The sequence below is a fragment of the Delftia sp. WSY_7 genome (genome assembly GCF_043104845.1).
Lineage (GTDB): Bacteria > Pseudomonadota > Gammaproteobacteria > Burkholderiales > Burkholderiaceae_C > Comamonas > Comamonas tsuruhatensis.
In genome coordinates, this window is the sequence record NZ_JBICLB010000001.1 from 16,374 (window position 1) to 31,782 (window position 15,409).

The 15,409-nt window shown below is 67.1% G+C and carries 13 protein-coding genes and 1 tRNA gene; 5 read left to right on the forward strand and 9 right to left on the reverse strand.

Features of this window, described 5'->3' with window-relative positions; genetic code table 11:
• Positions 1 to 74: 74 nt before the first annotated feature.
• From uvrC to ACF8ME_RS00110, 4 genes are read right to left on the reverse strand one after another with little or no spacing between them, the layout of a single operon-like run.
• The gene (gene uvrC / locus ACF8ME_RS00095; protein ID WP_392414839.1) at positions 75 to 2,027 is read right to left on the reverse strand and encodes an excinuclease ABC subunit UvrC; all 1,953 of its coding nucleotides are present in this window, start codon (positions 2,025 to 2,027) and stop codon (positions 75 to 77) included.
• Positions 2,028 to 2,085: 58 nt separating this feature from the next.
• Positions 2,086 to 3,072 carry a tripartite tricarboxylate transporter substrate binding protein gene (locus tag ACF8ME_RS00100; RefSeq protein ID WP_016445351.1) on the reverse strand — a complete coding sequence of 329 codons (987 nt, stop codon included), beginning with the start codon at positions 3,070 to 3,072 and terminating at the stop codon, positions 2,086 to 2,088.
• A gap of 51 nt (positions 3,073 to 3,123) precedes the next feature.
• Positions 3,124 to 4,116, reverse strand: coding sequence for a hydroxymethylglutaryl-CoA lyase (locus ACF8ME_RS00105; RefSeq protein WP_046237911.1), 993 nt, complete (start codon positions 4,114 to 4,116; stop codon positions 3,124 to 3,126).
• Positions 4,113 to 5,330: a CaiB/BaiF CoA transferase family protein gene (locus ACF8ME_RS00110; protein WP_392414840.1), complete on the reverse strand. Its 1,218-nt coding sequence runs from the start codon at positions 5,328 to 5,330 to the stop codon at positions 4,113 to 4,115. Before ACF8ME_RS00110 ends, ACF8ME_RS00105 begins: the two co-directional genes overlap by 4 nt.
• 168 nt (positions 5,331 to 5,498) lie before the next feature.
• On the opposite strand from ACF8ME_RS00110, the gene ACF8ME_RS00115 reads away from it, so the two are divergent.
• The 5 genes from ACF8ME_RS00115 to ACF8ME_RS00135 all read left to right on the forward strand — a co-directional run bounded on the left by ACF8ME_RS00115 (position 5,499) and on the right by ACF8ME_RS00135 (position 10,462).
• Positions 5,499 to 6,383 carry a LysR family transcriptional regulator gene (locus ACF8ME_RS00115; protein ID WP_017406152.1) on the forward strand — a complete coding sequence of 295 codons (885 nt, stop codon included), beginning with the start codon at positions 5,499 to 5,501 and terminating at the stop codon, positions 6,381 to 6,383.
• A gap of 5 nt (positions 6,384 to 6,388) precedes the next feature.
• Positions 6,389 to 7,522 carry an elongation factor P maturation arginine rhamnosyltransferase EarP gene (gene earP, locus ACF8ME_RS00120; RefSeq protein WP_392414842.1) on the forward strand — a complete coding sequence of 378 codons (1,134 nt, stop codon included), beginning with the start codon at positions 6,389 to 6,391 and terminating at the stop codon, positions 7,520 to 7,522.
• 163 nt (positions 7,523 to 7,685) lie between these two features.
• A complete protein-coding gene (gene efp / locus ACF8ME_RS00125) occupies positions 7,686 to 8,240 on the forward strand; it encodes an elongation factor P (RefSeq protein ID WP_016445346.1) in 555 nt (184 codons plus the stop codon).
• 153 nt (positions 8,241 to 8,393) lie between these two features.
• Positions 8,394 to 8,993 (forward strand): DUF2239 family protein, encoded by a 600-nt coding sequence (locus tag ACF8ME_RS00130; protein WP_047327162.1) that lies wholly within the window; start codon positions 8,394 to 8,396, stop codon positions 8,991 to 8,993.
• Positions 8,994 to 9,040: 47 nt separating this feature from the next.
• Entirely contained in the window at positions 9,041 to 10,462 is a 1,422-nt protein-coding gene (locus tag ACF8ME_RS00135) for an MATE family efflux transporter (protein ID WP_392414844.1), read from the forward strand.
• Positions 10,463 to 10,525: 63 nt separating this feature from the next.
• On the opposite strand, the gene adhP is transcribed toward ACF8ME_RS00135, so the two are convergent.
• The 5 genes from adhP to ACF8ME_RS00160 all read right to left on the reverse strand — a co-directional run bounded on the left by adhP (position 10,526) and on the right by ACF8ME_RS00160 (position 15,387).
• Positions 10,526 to 11,554 carry an alcohol dehydrogenase AdhP gene (gene adhP / locus ACF8ME_RS00140; protein WP_244386361.1) on the reverse strand — a complete coding sequence of 343 codons (1,029 nt, stop codon included), beginning with the start codon at positions 11,552 to 11,554 and terminating at the stop codon, positions 10,526 to 10,528.
• Between the two features lie 151 nt (positions 11,555 to 11,705).
• The gene (gene rimO / locus ACF8ME_RS00145; RefSeq protein WP_047468807.1) at positions 11,706 to 13,094 is read right to left on the reverse strand and encodes a 30S ribosomal protein S12 methylthiotransferase RimO; all 1,389 of its coding nucleotides are present in this window, start codon (positions 13,092 to 13,094) and stop codon (positions 11,706 to 11,708) included.
• 92 nt (positions 13,095 to 13,186) lie between these two features.
• A complete protein-coding gene (gene phaR, locus ACF8ME_RS00150; protein WP_016445296.1) occupies positions 13,187 to 13,726 on the reverse strand; it encodes a polyhydroxyalkanoate synthesis repressor PhaR in 540 nt (179 codons plus the stop codon).
• 245 nt (positions 13,727 to 13,971) lie between these two features.
• Positions 13,972 to 14,048, reverse strand: a tRNA-Val gene (locus ACF8ME_RS00155).
• Between the two features lie 70 nt (positions 14,049 to 14,118).
• Complete coding sequence (locus ACF8ME_RS00160) at positions 14,119 to 15,387, reverse strand: Zn-dependent hydrolase (protein ID WP_392414848.1); 1,269 nt, start codon at positions 15,385 to 15,387, stop codon at positions 14,119 to 14,121.
• Between the last annotated feature and the right edge of the window lie 22 nt (positions 15,388 to 15,409).

Sequence of the window (15,409 nt, forward strand, 5' to 3'; positions counted from 1 at the left end):
CGCCATTGTGTCACGTACCTTGGTGTTTGAGGTTCTGTTTGCGGGCCTGCGGTGCAGCCCGCGGGACAGTCGTTTCAATGCAATGCACGGTAGATATCTTCAGCCAGCGCGGCCGAGATGCCGTCCACGCTGCACAGGTCTTCCACCGTGGCTTCCGATACGCCGCGCACGCCGCCGAAGCGCTGCAGCAGGCGCGCGCGCTTCTTGGGGCCCACGCCCGGAATCTCCTCGAGCTTGCCGCCGCCTACGCGCACCTTGGCGCGCGCCGCGCGCATGCCGGTGATGGCGAAGCGGTGGGCCTCGTCGCGGATCTGGGCCACCAGCATCAGCGCGGCCGAGTCGTAGCCCAGGTAGATCTTCTCGCGCCCGTCGGCAAAGACCAGCTCCTCCAGGCCGACCTTGCGCCCCTCGCCCTTTTCCACGCCCACGATGCGCGAGACATCGAGCCCCAGCTGCTCGAAGACTTCGCGCGCCATGCTGACCTGGCCCTTGCCACCGTCGACCAGCACCAGGTCCGGCAGTTGCGGCTGCTTGCCGGTGAGCTCGGCACCGTCCGCCTCTCTTTGCGCCTCGGCCACGCGGCTGTAGCGGCGCGTCAGCACCTGGCGCATGGCGGCATAGTCGTCGCCGCCCGTGATGCCTTCGATGTTGAAGCGCCGGTATTCGCTGCTTTGCATCTTGTGGTGATGGAAGACCACGCAGGAGGCCTGCGTGGCCTCGCCTGCCGTGTGCGAGATGTCGAAGCATTCGATGGTGAGCTCGTCCAGGTTCTCGCAGGCCAGGTCCAGCGCCTCGACCAGCGCGCGCGTGCGCGCCTGCTGCGAGCCTTCTTCGGCCAGCAGGCGGGCCATCTGGATGTCGGCGTTTTTTTGCGCCATCTCCAGCCAGATGCGCCGCTGCTCGCGCGGCTGCTGCACGGCGGTGATGCGCACGCCGCCTTGCTCGCTCAGCAGCGCCAGCAGTTTCTTGTCCACCGGGTGGCTGACGATGAGCACGGGCGGCACGGCCACGCCGGTGTAGTGCTGGGCGATGAAGGCCTCCAGCACGATCTCCTCGACCGGCCGCGCGGACTCGGCAAGACGGGCCTCTTCCTCGCCGGCGTAGACCGAGGCGGCATCGCCCAGGTTGGCGGGAAAGTACGGCCGGTCGCCCAGGTGGCGGCCGCCGCGCACCATGGCCAGGTTCACGCAGGCGCGGCCGCCCTGCACCTTCACGGCGAGGATGTCCACGTCGCGGTCGTCGGCGGTTTCTATGACCTGCTGGTGCAGCACGCGCGACAGTGCCGTCATTTGGTTGCGCACCTCGGCGGCCTGCTCGTATTCCATGCGCCCGGCGTGCTCCATCATGCGGGCCTCCAGCTGGCGCAGCAGTTCCTGGGTCTCGCCGCGCAGCATGGCCTCGGCATTGCGCACATCCAGCGCATAGGCTTCGGGCGAGATCAGGTCCACGCAGGGGCCGGAGCAGCGCTTGATCTGGTAGAGCAGGCAGGGCCGCGAGCGGTTGGCGAAGACCGTGTCCTCGCAGGTGCGCAGCCTGAAGACCTTTTGCAGCAGCTGGATGCTTTCCTTGACGGCCCAGGCATTGGGATAGGGGCCGAAGTAGCGGTGGCGCTTGTCCACGGCGCCGCGGTAGTAGGCCATGCGGGCGAAGAGCTGGTGGGCCGGCTCGCCATCCCGGCCGTCGCGCGCGGCCACGCCGGTGATCTTCAGATAGGGATAGCTCTTGTCGTCCCTGAACAGGATGTTGTACTTGGGTTGCTGCGTCTTGATCAGATTGTTTTCGAGCAGCAGGGCCTCGGCCTCGGAGCGCACCACCGTGGTCTCCATGCGGGCGATCTTGCCCACCATGTGGCCTATGCGCGTGCCGCCATGGTTCTTGGTGAAGTAGCTGGAGACGCGGCGCTTGAGGTTGATGGCCTTGCCCACGTACAGCAGCGTGCCTGCCGCGTCGAAATAGCGGTAGACGCCGGGCAGGCCCGGCAGCGCTGCCACCTGGGCCAGCAGTTCATCGGAATGGGGTTCGGACATGCGCCTATTGTGGCCGCTGCCCGGGCCCGCCGCAGCGGGCCTGCGGGCCCTCGGGCTCTTACTCGGCCTCGATCTTCGAGGACTTGACCACCTGGGCCCAGTTGGCCCAGTCGGTCTTGACCATGGCGCCGAGCTGCTGCGGGTTCATGTAGTCGGCCGTGGCGCCCTGCTCCTGCGCCTTTTGCTTGAAGGCCGGGTTCTCCACGACCTTCTTGAGGTCTGCCGTGAGCTTGTCGATCACGGGCCTGGGCGTGGCGGCGGGCGCGAACACGGCAAACCAGGAGGTGGCGTTGACGCCTGCGTAGCCGGCCTCGGCCGTGGTGGGCGCATCAGGCAGGCTGGGCAGGCGCTGCGTGCCGGTGACGGCCAGCACGCGCAGCTTGCCGCTTTGCACATGGGGCATGAAGGGCGGCGCCGTGCCGAAGGTCAGGTCCACCTGGCCACCCAGCAGGTCCTGCAGCGCGGGGCCCGTGCCCTTGTAGGGGACGTGGACCATCTTGATGCCGGCCTGCTGCTCCAGCATGGCGCCGGTCACGTGCTGCAGCGATCCGTTGCCGGAAGAGGCGTAGTTCAGCTTGCCCGGGTTGGCCTTGGCATAGGCCACGAGTTCGGCCAGCGTCTTCACGGGCAGCTCGGACCGCACCACGATGATCTGCGGCGCCGACAGCACATTGGCCACGGGCTGGAAGTCGCCCTGCTCCCAGGTGCGGGCCTTGGTCAGGTGGGGCGAGATCACGTGGTAGCCCGAGTACTGCATGAGCAGGGTGTAGCCATCGGCCTCGGCACGCTTGACCAGGCTGGCCGCGATGGAGCCGTTGCCACCGCCCTTGTTGTCCACCACCACCGACTGGCCGATCACCGGCGCCAGCGCCTGGGCCGCCATGCGCGCGGCCAGGTCGGTGGTGCCGCCGGCTGCGGCCGGCACGATCATGGTGATGGTCTTGGCGGGGTAGCCGCCCTGGGCCAGCGCGGCCGTGCCGCCCAGGCCCAGTCCTGCGATGGCCATGGCCACGGCTGCGATCTGTCTGCGTTGAATCTTCTTCATCTTTGTCTCCTTGGTTTGCTCGGTTCTTGTGAATGAGAATGCGCGCCGGCCTCAGCCCTTGGCCAAAGCCCGTTCGCGGATGGCTGCAAAGTCGGCCGGTGGCTGGTGCAGGTCCAGCCGCGCGCCGGCCTTGGCGATCTGGCTGGCCGTGTCATGACCGATCAGCGCGGGCAGGCTGCGCGCGGCCGCAACGATCTGCGCCAGGTCCACGCCGGTGTCGTAGCCCATGAGCTGCAGCGCGTGGACGATGTCCTCCGTGCAGGCATTGCCCGAGGCGCCCGGCGCATAGGGGCAGCCGCCCAGGCCGCCGATGGAGGCATCGAAGCGGTCGCCGCCCGCCTCGATGGAGGCCAGCACATTGGCCAGCGCCATGCCGCGCGTGTTGTGGAAATGCAGGGTCATGCCCAGCTGCGGCCAGCGCTGCCGGAAGGCGGCCACCATGGCGCGCACCTGGGTCGGGAAGGCCATGCCCGTGGTGTCGCACAGCGTGATGCCCTGCACGCCCAGATCGGCAAAGCGCTGCACCCAGCCGAAGACTTCCTGCTGCGGCACATCGCCCTCCATGGGGCAGCCAAAGCAGCACGACAGCGAGACATTGACGGGCACGCCCGCCTGCTGCGCCGTGGCCACGACCTGGGCCAGCGCCGCGAACGACTGGCTGCGCTGCATGCGCAGGTTGCACAGGTTGTGGGTCTCGCTGACCGACATGACGAGGTTGAGTTCGTCCGTGCGCGCCTCGATGGCGCGCTCGGCGCCCCGCGCATTGGGCACCAGGGCGGTGTAGACGGTGCCGGGGCGGCGCTCTATCTCACGCATGACGATTTCGCCGTCGCGCAGCGCGGGAATGGCGGTGGGCGAGACAAAGGCCGTGACCTCGATCTTGGACAGGCCGGCCTGCGACAGTGCATTGACCAGGGCGATCTTGTCCTCGGTGGGGACGAAGGCCTGCTCCATCTGCAGCCCGTCGCGCGTGCCGACCTCGTTGAAGAAAACGCGGCGGCCCGCGCCCTGCCAGACATCCGTGGTGTGGAGGACGGCGTTCATTGGATCACTCCCTTGCTGCGCAGCAGCGCAATCTGTTCGGCCGTGAGGCCGGCCTCGGCCAGCACCGCGTCGGTGTCGTCGCCCACATGGGGGGCGCTGGTGCGCACCGTGCCCGGCGTGAGCGAGAGCTTGGGCACGATGCCCGGCACCTCGATGTCGTCGCCGTCGCGCGTGTGCTGGCTGAGGATCATGTCGCGGGCGCGGTAGTGCGGGTCCTCGGCAATGTCCTTGGCGGTGTAGACCTTGCCGGCCGGCACGCGTGCGGCGGCCAGCTGGTCCATCACGGCCTGCACGCTCTGCGTGCGCGTCCAGCCGCCGATGACGGCATCGATCTCGGCAATGCGCGCCACGCGGCCCGCGTTGTCGGCCAGTTGCGGATCGTCGGCCAGGTCCTGGCGGCCGATGGTGGCCATCAGGCGCTTGAAGATGGAGTCGCCATTGCCGGCCACCAGCACCCAGCCGTCCTGGCAGGGATAGGCGTTGGACGGCGCAATGCCCGGCAGCGCACTGCCCGCCGCCTCGCGCACGGCGCCGAAGGCGCTGTATTCGGGCAGCAGGCTTTCCATGACGTTGAACACGGCCTCATGCAGCGCCACGTCGATGACCTGGCCGGCACCGCCGTTCACCTTGCGGTGGTACAGGGCCATCATCACGCCGATCACGCCATGCAGCGCGGCCAGCGTGTCGCCAATCGAGACGCCCACGCGCACCGGCACGCGGCCTGGCTCGGCCGTCAGGTGGCGCAGGCCGCCCATGGCCTCGCCGATCACGCCAAAGCCCGGCAGGTCGCGGTAGGGGCCGGTCTGGCCGTAGCCCGAGATGCGCAGGATGACCAGCCCGTGGTTGAGCGCATGCAGCTCTTCGGGCGACATGCCCCAGCCTTCCAGCGTGCCGGGGCGGAAGTTCTCGACCAGCACATCGGCCTCGGCGATCAGGCGCCGCGCGATGTCCTGGCCCTCCTGCTGGCGCAGGTCCAGCGCCACCGAGCGCTTGTTGCGCGACTGCACCTGCCACCAGACCGAGGTGCCGTTCTTGATCAGGCGCCAGTTGCGCAGCGGATCGCCCGCGCCCGGCGCCTCGATCTTGACCACGTCGGCGCCGAACTCGCCCAGCGTCTTGCCGCAGAACGGCCCTGCGATCAATTGCCCCATCTCGACCACGCGCACGCCGTTGAGTGCGCCGGGGGTGGGAACCAGCCTTGTCTGTTGTGTCATGGGTTAGCGCTTCCTCTTTGTCTCCTGCGGCCAGCCTCCGGTGGCATTGCCGCGGCGCCGATCTTGCCGCCGTCCGCGCCGGCCGCAAAACGCTCAAGTGCGACGCTGCCATCGCAAACCGGCATGGCAGAACCCAGCCGGGCGGGGCCGGGAGATAATCGCCACCCCATGAAACTCGACCCGATTTCGCTGCGCCTGTTCGTGGCCGTGATGGAGGAAAGCGCCATCGCCCGCGCCGCCGCACGTGAACACATCGCCCCCTCGGCCGCCAGCCGGCGGCTGGCCGAGCTGGAGAGCCAGCTGCAGGTGGAGCTGTTCACCCGCAGCAACCGCGGCAGCGTACCCACGGCCGCCGCCTATGCACTGCTGAACATGGCGCGCGGCGTGCTCAATGACCTGGACGGCATCGGCGAGCAGATGCGCGAGTACGGCAGCGGCCTGCGCGGCCATGTGCGCGTGATGGCCAACATCTCGGCCATCACGCAGTTCCTGCCCTCCCAGCTGCAGCGTTTCCTGGACCAGCACCCGCATGTGGACGTGCGCCTGCAGGAGCGGGTGAGCAGCGACATCGCGCGCGCCGTGGCCGACAACGAGGCCGACATCGGCATCCTCAACCAGGGCAGCTACGGCGAGAAGATCCGCCTGCGCCCGTACCGGCGCGACCGCCTCATCGTCATCGTCCCCCAGGGCCATGCGCTGGCGCGCCGGCGCTCGCTGCGGCTGGCCCAGGTGCTGGACCATGACCTGGTGGGCATGCACGCCGGCAGCGCGCTCAACCACCAGATCACGCGCGCCGCGGCCGACCTGGGCCTGCAGCCCCGGCTGCGCATGAAGGTCACGGGCTATGACGCGCTGTGCCTGATGGTGGCCTCGGGCCTGGGCGTCGGCATCCTGCCCGAAGGCAGCGCACGCCTGTACCTGGGCGCCCTGCCGCTGCGCTGCATTGCGCTGGACGAGCCCTGGGCCGAGCGCCAGCTGATGCTGTGCGTGCGCTCGCAGGAGGCCCTGCCGCCCGTGGCGCAGTTGCTGGTCGAACACCTGTGCGAACCCTGATTCCGATGCTTGCCTTCAACCCCATCCCCCCGGCCCCTCTGCCAGAACAGGCCGCCGCACGGACCTGGGACATCTTCTGCCAGGTCATAGACAACTTCGGCGACATCGGCGTGTGCTGGCGCGCGGCGGCCGACCTGGCCTCACGCGGCCAGCGCGTGCGGCTGTGGATGGACGACGCCAGCGCCCTGGCCTGGATGGCGCCCCGGCCGCACCCGGCCGGACTCAGCGTGCACGGCTGGCCCACGCAGGCGCAGGACATTCCGCAGGCCGTGGGTGATGTGGTCATCGAGGCCTTCGGCTGCGAGATTCCGCCGCCCTTTCTGGCGGCCATCGCGCGCCGCGCGCCGCTGTGGATCAACCTGGAGTACCTGTCGGCAGAGGACTATGTGGAGCGCTGCCACCGCCTGCCCTCGCCGGTGATGTCGGGGCCGGCTGCGGGGTTGACGCGCTGGTTCTTCTACCCGGGCTTCACGGCCGCCACGGGCGGCCTGCTGCGCGAGCCGGACCTGGCCGCGCGCCAGGCGGCTTTTGCTTCCGAGGGCCGGCAGGCCTGGCGCACACGCCACGGCATAGGCACCGGTGATTGCGCCATCTCGCTGTTCTGCTACGAGCCCCCTGCCCTGCCGCACTGGCTGTGCCAGCTGCATGCTGCGCCGCCCGCACCACAGGCCACGCATCTGCTGGTGACGCCCGGGCGCGCGGCAGCCGCGGTGCAGCAGGCCATGGCCGGCGTGACCGCCGTAGACCAAGGTGCGGTGACCCGGCATGCGCTGCAGCCCTGCCCCCAGCCGCAGTTCGACGAGATGCTCTGGGCCTGCGACCTGAACCTGGTGCGCGGCGAGGATTCGCTGGTACGCGCGCTGTGGGCCGGCCAGCCCCTGGTCTGGCACATCTATCCCCAGCACGACGACGCCCACCACGACAAGCTAGACGCCTTCCTGGACTGGCTGCAGGCGCCGGCCAGCCTGCGCGCCTTCCACCATGCCTGGAACGGCATGGCACCGGCAAGCACCCTGCCCGCAATCACGCCTGCGCTGCTGCAGCAATGGCAGGAATGCGTGCAGGCGGCGCGCCTGCGGCTGCTGCAACAGACCCCATTGATTGAGCAGCTGCAAGCTTTCGTGACCGAAAAAAGCTAGAATGCACGTTTTGCCTCCCTGGAGGCGCCGTTGCGGGCGACCGCCAGCCGGCCGCCATCGACCAACCAGGGTTGCACCCGCCGCGGAACTGCGGCAGGCGCACCGTCCCAGCGACTTCGCTTGCCTGCCCTGTTGAGCGGCTTCAACCTCAGCCAAGCAAGCTATGAAAATCGCTCAAGAAATCCGCGCCGGCAACGTGATCATGCACGGCAAGGACCCGATGATCGTCCTGAAGACCGAATACGCTCGCGGTGGCCGCGGCGCCGCCACCGTGCGCATGAAGCTCAAGGCCCTGCTGTCGAACATGGGCACCGAAGTCGTGTTCAAGGCCGACGACAAGATCGACAACGTGATCCTGGACAAGAAGGAGTGCACCTACTCCTACTTCGCCGATCCGATGTACGTCTGGATGGATGCCGAATACAACCAGTACGAAGTGGAAGCCGCCAACATGGGCGACGCCATCAACTACCTGGAAGACGGCATGCAGGCCGAAGTCGTGTTCTACGACGGCAAGGCCATCTCCTGCGAACTGCCCACGTCCGTGGAACGCGAAATCACCTGGACCGAACCCGCCGTCAAGGGCGATACATCGGGCAAGGTGCTCAAGCCCGCCAAGATCGCCACCGGCTTTGAAGTGCCCGTGCCCCTGTTCGTGAGCCAGGGCGACAAGATCGAAATCGATACCCGCACGGGCGAGTACCGCAAGCGCGTCTAAACAACGCTTGCAGTTCCCTCTGCGAAGCCCCTGGCAGTCTCTGCCAGGGGCTTTTTCTTTGGGCGCGCGGCATCCATGCAGATATTTACCCGGGTTTAATTGACTTGCATATTTTACCCGGCTAATATCCGGCTCATGACTACCGACTCTTGCATGGCGGGCGCCGAGCCCGCACCCAGCTACACCATATTCCAGGGCCATGGCCGCGTGCTGCAGGGGGACAGGCCTGCCGTCCTGCAGTTCCTGCAAAGCCATGAACAGCAGCCGCAAGGCAGCGGATCGGCGCCGCCGCTGTGGGTTTTCGACGACCACAGCGGCATGCGGCTGGACCTGGACTGGCGCAGCGAACTGGCCGCATCGCCCGCACCCGGACAAGCCGCCGCACCGCGCAGCGTGGGCCGCCCCAAGCTGGGCGTGGTGGCACGCGAAGTCACCTTGCTGCCACGGCACTGGGAATGGCTGAACCGCCAGCCCGGCGGCGCCTCCGGCGCACTGCGCAGACTGGTGGACGAGGCGCGTGGCAAGCATGCCGCACAGGATGCCGTGCGCGCCGCCACCGAGGCCGCCTACCGATTCATGAGCGAGATGGCGGGCGACCTGCCCCATTTCGAGGACGCCAGCCGCGCCCTCTTTGCACACCAGGCCGACGCCTTTGCAAGGCACACCGCCACCTGGCCCGAGGATGTGCGAAGCTATCTGCAGCAACTGAGCAGCGCTGCCTGGTCCTCGCCGCCATCGCCAGCGCAGGACTGAAGCCCCCGCCTTCCATTGCATTTTCTCGTCGCATTAACAGACACAACATGACGAAACCTAACGAACCTCTGCCCCAGGCTGCTGCGCCTGCCGCATCCAGCCCCGCCGGGCCGCCCATCGCCCACGGCACCCAGCCGCTGTGGCGCACCTTCCTGGTGTTCCTGGGCCCCATGGTCCTGGCCAATATCCTGCAGTCGCTGTCGGGCACCATCAACAGCGTCTTCATCGGCCAGATGCTGGGCGTGCAGGCCCTGGCGGCCGTCGCGGCCTTTTTTCCGGTGATGTTTCTCTTCATCGCCTTCGTGATCGGCCTGGGCGCAGGCTCCTCGGTGCTGATAGGCCAGGCCTACGGTGCGCGCATGCATGACAAGCTGCGCGCCATCGCAGGCACGGCCATGTGCATAGGGCTGCTGTTCGGCGCCGTCGTGGCCCTGTTCGGCGGACTGTTCACCGAGCCGCTGATGCGTCTGCTGGGCACGCCGCCCGACATCATGGAACAGGCCACGCTGTATTCGCGCATCGTGCTGCTGGGCATGCCGGGGCTGTTCGTGTTCCTGCTGGCCACCTCGCTGCTGCGCGGCGTGGGCGACACGGTCTCGCCCATGCTGGCCCTGCTGATCTCCACCGGCACGGGCCTGGCCTGCACGCCGGCGCTGATCGCGGGCTGGGCCGGCCTGCCGCGCCTGGGCGTGGCCAGCGCGGGCGTGTCCATGATCCTGGGCTTCACCCTGGCCCTGGCCTGGCTGGGCTGGCGGCTGCGCCGCATAGCCAGCCCGCTGGCACCCAATGCCGCGCTGTGGAAGGCCATGCGCATTGACCGGACCCTGCTCAAGAGCATCCTGCGCGTGGGCATTCCCACGGGCGTGCAGATGATCGCCTCGTCCATGGCCGGGCTGGTCGTCGTGTCGCTGGTCAACGGCTTCGGCTCCAGCGCCACGGCAGCCTACGGTGCGGTCAACCAGATCAACTCGTTTGCGCAGTTCCCGGTCATTTCGGTGGCCATCACGGCCTCCATCCTCGGAGCCCAGGCCATTGGCGCGGGACGCAGCGAGCGCCTGGGCGCCATCACGGCCACGGCCATCCGCATGAACCTGGCATTGGGCGCCGCCCTGGCCCTGATCGGCAGCCTGTTCGCGCGGCCGCTGCTGGGCATGTTCATCACCGACGAGCAGGTGCTGGTGCTGGCCATCGAGCTGCTGTACATCGTGCTGTGGAGCGGCCTGCTGCTGGGCTGCTTCATTGCCCTGTCGTCCATCATGCGTGCCAGCGGCGATGTGGTCATTCCCACGGCCATCACCATCACGGTGCTCGCCGTGCTGGAGCTGCCCATGGCATGGTGGCTGAGCCGCAGCTTCGGGCTGATGGGAATCTGGATGGCCTTTCCGCTGTCCTACACCCTGACGCTGTGCCTGCAGACCGCCTACTACAAGCTGGTCTGGAAGAAGCGCCCGATCCGCCGCATGGTGTAAGGCGTGCGCCATGCAAAACAGGCTTCCCGAGGGAAGCCTGTTTTTTTGGGGGTGGGCAAAGCGTCAGGCGTTCAGGTCCAGCACCACGCGCCCTTCGATCTTGCCTTCATGCATGCGCGCGAAGATGTCGTTGATGTTCTCCAGCCGGTCGGTGGACACGGTAGCCTTGACCTTGCCCATGGCCGCGAAATCCAGCGACTCCTGCAGGTCCAGCCGCGTGCCCACGATCGAGCCGCGCACCGTCACGCCGCTGAGCACCATGTTGAAGATGGGCAGCGGGAAGCTGCCGGGCGGCAGGCCGTTGAGCGATACCGTGCCGCCGCGCCGCACCATGCCCAGCGCCTGCTCGAAGGCCTTGGGCGAGACCGCCGTGACCAGGGCGCCGTGCGCGCCGCCGATCTCTTTTTTCAGATAGGCCGCCGGGTCCGTGGTCATGGCATTGACCGTGACCTGTGCGCCCAGGCGCCGGGCCAGCGCCAGCTTGTCGTCATCCACGTCCACCGCCGCCACGTTCAGGCCCATGGCCTTGGCATATTGCACGGCCATGTGGCCCAGGCCGCCGATGCCCGAGATCACCACCCAGTTGCCGGGCCTGGTGTCGGTGACCTTCAGGCCCTTGTAGACCGTGACGCCCGCGCACAGCACGGGCGCGATCTCGATCAGGTCCACGCTGCCGGGCAGCAGGCCCACGAAATTGGCATCGGCCAGCGCGTACTGCGCAAAGCCGCCGTTGACGGAGTAGCCGGTGTTCTTTTGCTGCTCGCACAGCGTCTCCCAGCCGCCCAGGCAATGCTCGCAATGGCCGCAGGCCGTGTACAGCCACGGAATGCCCACGCGGTCGCCCTCCTTCACATGGGTGACGCCCGCGCCCACGGCGGCCACGTAGCCCACGCCTTCGTGGCCGGGAATGAAAGGCGGATTGGGCTTGACGGGCCAGTCGCCCTTCGCCGCGTGCAGGTCGGTATGGCAGACGCCGCAGGCCTCGATCTTCACCAGCACATGGCCGGGATCGGGCCTGGGCACCTGGACTTCCTCGATGGTGAGCGGCTTGCCAAACTCCCGCACCACGGCGGCCTTCATGGTCCTGTTCATTCGCGCCATCCTTTCTTTGCGTCAAAGTAGGTACAGCATTTCAGCGAAGAGGTCCGGCCGCCTTGATCGATATCAGGCACTGGTCCGGAAAAGACAAAAAAACGGGCAAGGAGAACCTTGCCCGTTTTCGGGAGATGGCAGAGCGGCAGGCTTACACGGGCTGGCCCACCAGGTCATGGCCTTGCGTGCCCACGATGCGCGCCTTGACGAAGTCGCCCACCTTGTAGGTCTTGCTGGCCTTCTCGGGCGGCAGCAGGTGCACCAGGCCGTCGATCTCGGGGGCATCGGCATAGCTGCGGCCCACGCCACCCTTCTTGCCCAGGCCCACGGACTTGTCCACCAGCACCTGCATGGTCTGGCCGACGCGCTTTTGCAGGCGCGCAGTGGAAACCTCCTCGGCCACGGCCATGAAGCGCGCGCGGCGCTCCTCACGCACTTCCAGGGGCAGCATGCCGGGAATCTCGTTGGCGGCAGCGCCTTCGACCGGGCTGTAGGCAAAGCAGCCCGCACGGTCGATCTGCGCCTCGCGCAGGAACTGCAGCAGGTGCTCGAACTCCTGCTCCGTCTCGCCGGGGAAGCCGGCGATGAAGGTGGAGCGGATCACCAGGTCGGGACAGATCTCGCGCCAGCGCTGCAGGCGCTCCAGGTTCTTTTCACCGTTGGCGGGGCGCTTCATGCGCTTCAAGACATCGGGATGGCTGTGCTGGAAGGGCACGTCCAGATAGGGCAGCACGCGGCCCGTGGCCATGAACGGAATGATCTCGTCCACGCTGGGGTACGGGTAGACATAGTGCAGGCGCACCCAGGCGCCATAGGGCTCGGCGATCTCGGCCAGCGTCTGCACCAGTTCGAGCATGCGTGTCTTCACCGGCTTGCCGTCCCAGAAGCCTGTGCGGTACTTCACGTCCACGCCATAGGCCGAGGTGTCCTGGCTGATCACCAGCAGCTCCTTGACGCCGCCCTCGAACAGCGCACGCGCCTCCTTGAGCACGTCGCCCACCGGACGCGAGACCAGGTCGCCGCGCATGGAGGGAATGATGCAGAAGGTGCAGCGGTGATTGCAGCCCTCGGAAATCTTCAGGTAGGCGTAGTGCCTGGGCGTGAGCTTGATGCCCGCCTCGCCAAAGGCGCCCGGCACCAGGTCGATGAAGGGATCGTGCGGCTTGGGCAGATGGGTGTGGACGGCATTCATCACCTCCTGCGTGGCGTGCGGACCGGTCACGGCCAGCACGCTGGGGTGCACTTCCTGGATCAGGTTGCCGCCATCCTTGCCCGCCTTGGCGCCCAGGCAGCCGGTGACGATGACCTTGCCGTTCTCGGCCAGCGCCTCGCCAATGGTGTCCAGGCTCTCGCGCACGGCGTCATCGATGAAGCCGCAGGTGTTGACGATCACCAGGTCAGCGCCCTCGAAGGTCTTGGAGGTCTGGTAGCCCTCGGCGCTGAGCTGGGTAAGGATGAGTTCGGAGTCCGTGAGTGCCTTGGGGCACCCGAGGGAGACGAATCCCACGCGCGGAGCGGCCGCGCCGGCAGGGGTTGTCATGGTTGTTGCGTCGCTCGTGGGGGTCATAGGGGCGATATTGTCCCAGTTCTGCGCGAACTTGGTAAACCGCCCCCGAACTTATCCCTGCAAGCTCAGCTATTGCGCTTGATCCCGAGCGCGCCCAGCATCTGCTCGGTCTGCTTTTGCATCTGCTCCTGCATCTGGGCGAACATGTTCTGCGACTGCTCCATGTAGCTGCTCATCATGTTCTGCATGGCGGGCGGCTGCATGCGCATGAACTGGCTCCAGGCCTCGGGCGAGGTGCCCTGGGCCTGCTCGGCCAGCTTGTTCTGGAAGTCGGTGAACATCTGCACGTTCTTTTCCAGGTAGGAGCCCATGTAGCCCTGCATGGCGTGGCCGTAGAAACGGATGATGTTGGCCAGCACGGTCTCGGAGAACATGGGGGCGCCGCCCGCCTCTTCTTCCAGAATGATCTGCAGCAGGATGCTGCGCGTGAGGTCTTCGCCCGTCTTGGCGTCCTTGACCACCACGGGCTCGTTGCCCATCACGAGCTGCTTGACTTCCGTCAGCGTGATGTAGGAGGACGTGTTGGTGTCGTAGAGACGGCGGTTGGGGTATTTCTTGATCACGCGCTGTGCGCTGGGGGCGGCGGCTGTTGTCGTCTCTTGCATTGCAATGCTTCTCCTCTTGTACCTGCTGTACCTGTTTGCGCCTGCTTGCACCGGCTCGTGCGGGCAATCGGCTATTGCACTGCAACAGATTCTAGGCAGCACCTGCAGCACCCGGCGCAGCAGTAACCCTGATGGGGATCAACGCATGCGACACGGCAAATGGCCGCCATGCAACCGTTGGGGCAAAAAAAATCCCGCTTGAAGCGGGATTTCTTTTTTGCAGCCCCTGGTGAGACTGCTTTGTTTGGTAGGCGCGATTGGACTCGAACCAACGACCCCCACCATGTCAAGGTGGTGCTCTAACCAGCTGAGCTACGCGCCTGTCGTTTGTTGAAGCCGCAAGTATAGCAGTGCAAAACAGGGCTTCCGGGCAAGTTGCGCAGATTTTTGGATCAACCCGCCACCCTGGCGCGTTCCAGCATGGCGTGCATCAGCACATTGCAGCCTGCGGTGATGTCCGCGGGCGTGGCGTCCTCGATCTCGTTGTGGCTGATGCCGTCCTTGCAGGGGATGAAGACCATGCCGGCCGGCGCCAGCCGCGCCATGTAGACCGCGTCATGCCCGGCGCCCGAGACGACGGGCATGTGCGAGTAGCCCAGGGCCTTGGCGGCGCGCGCCACCGCATCCACGCAGTCGGCATGGAAGGGTTGGGCGGGGTAGCTGGACACCAGGTTGATCGCTATGGGCAGGCCCGTCTCCCGGCTGATGCGGTCGGCCACGGCGCGGATGTCGGCGTCCATGGCTTCGCAGTCGGCATCGGTGGCGTTGCGCAGGTCGATGCTGAATTTGACCTGCCCCGGGATCACGTTGCGGCTGTTGGGATGGACCTGCACCATGCCCACCGTGCCGCGCCCGTGGGGCGGATGGCGGTGGGCGCAGGCCACCACTTCCTGCATCAGCTGCGCGGCCACCTGCAGCGCGTCCTTGCGCAGGGCCATGGGCGTGGGGCCGGCATGGGCCTCCATGCCCGTGACCACGCAGTCATACCAGCGGATGCCCAGCACGCCGGTGACCACGCCAATGGTCCTGGCGTTGTCCTCCAGCACCGGGCCCTGCTCGATATGGGATTCGAAGTAGGCGCCGATCGGGTGGTCTCCCGGTTCCTGGCTGCCCACATAGCCGATGCGCTCGAGCTCGCCCTTGACGGTCTTGCCTTCGGAGTCGGTGGCCGCATAGGCATGCTCCAGCGTGAAGGCCTTGGCGAACACGCCCGAGCCCATCATTACCGGCACGAAGCGCGAGCCTTCCTCGTTCGTCCAGAAGGCCACCTCGATGGGCGCTTCGGTCTCGATGCCGTGGTCGTTGAGCGTGCGCACCACCTCCAGCCCCGCCAGCACGCCGTAGTTGCCGTCGAACTTGCCGCCCGTGGGCTGGGTGTCGATGTGGCTGCCCGTCATGATGGGCGGCAGGCTGTTGTCGCGCCCGGGCCGGCGCATGAAGCCGTTGCCGATCTTGTCGATGGTCACCGTCATGCCCGCCTCGCGCGCCCAGCGGGTCACCAGATCACGGCCCTGGCGGTCCAGGTCGGTCAGCGTCAGGCGGCAGACGCCGCCCTTGGGCGTGGCGCCGATCCGGGCCAGCTCCATGAGTGAATCCCACAGCCGGCTTCCGTTGACGCGCAGCTGCGCGATGCCCTGCTTCACTTGGGTATCTGTATCCATTGCGGTCTCCTTGTCATGCGGG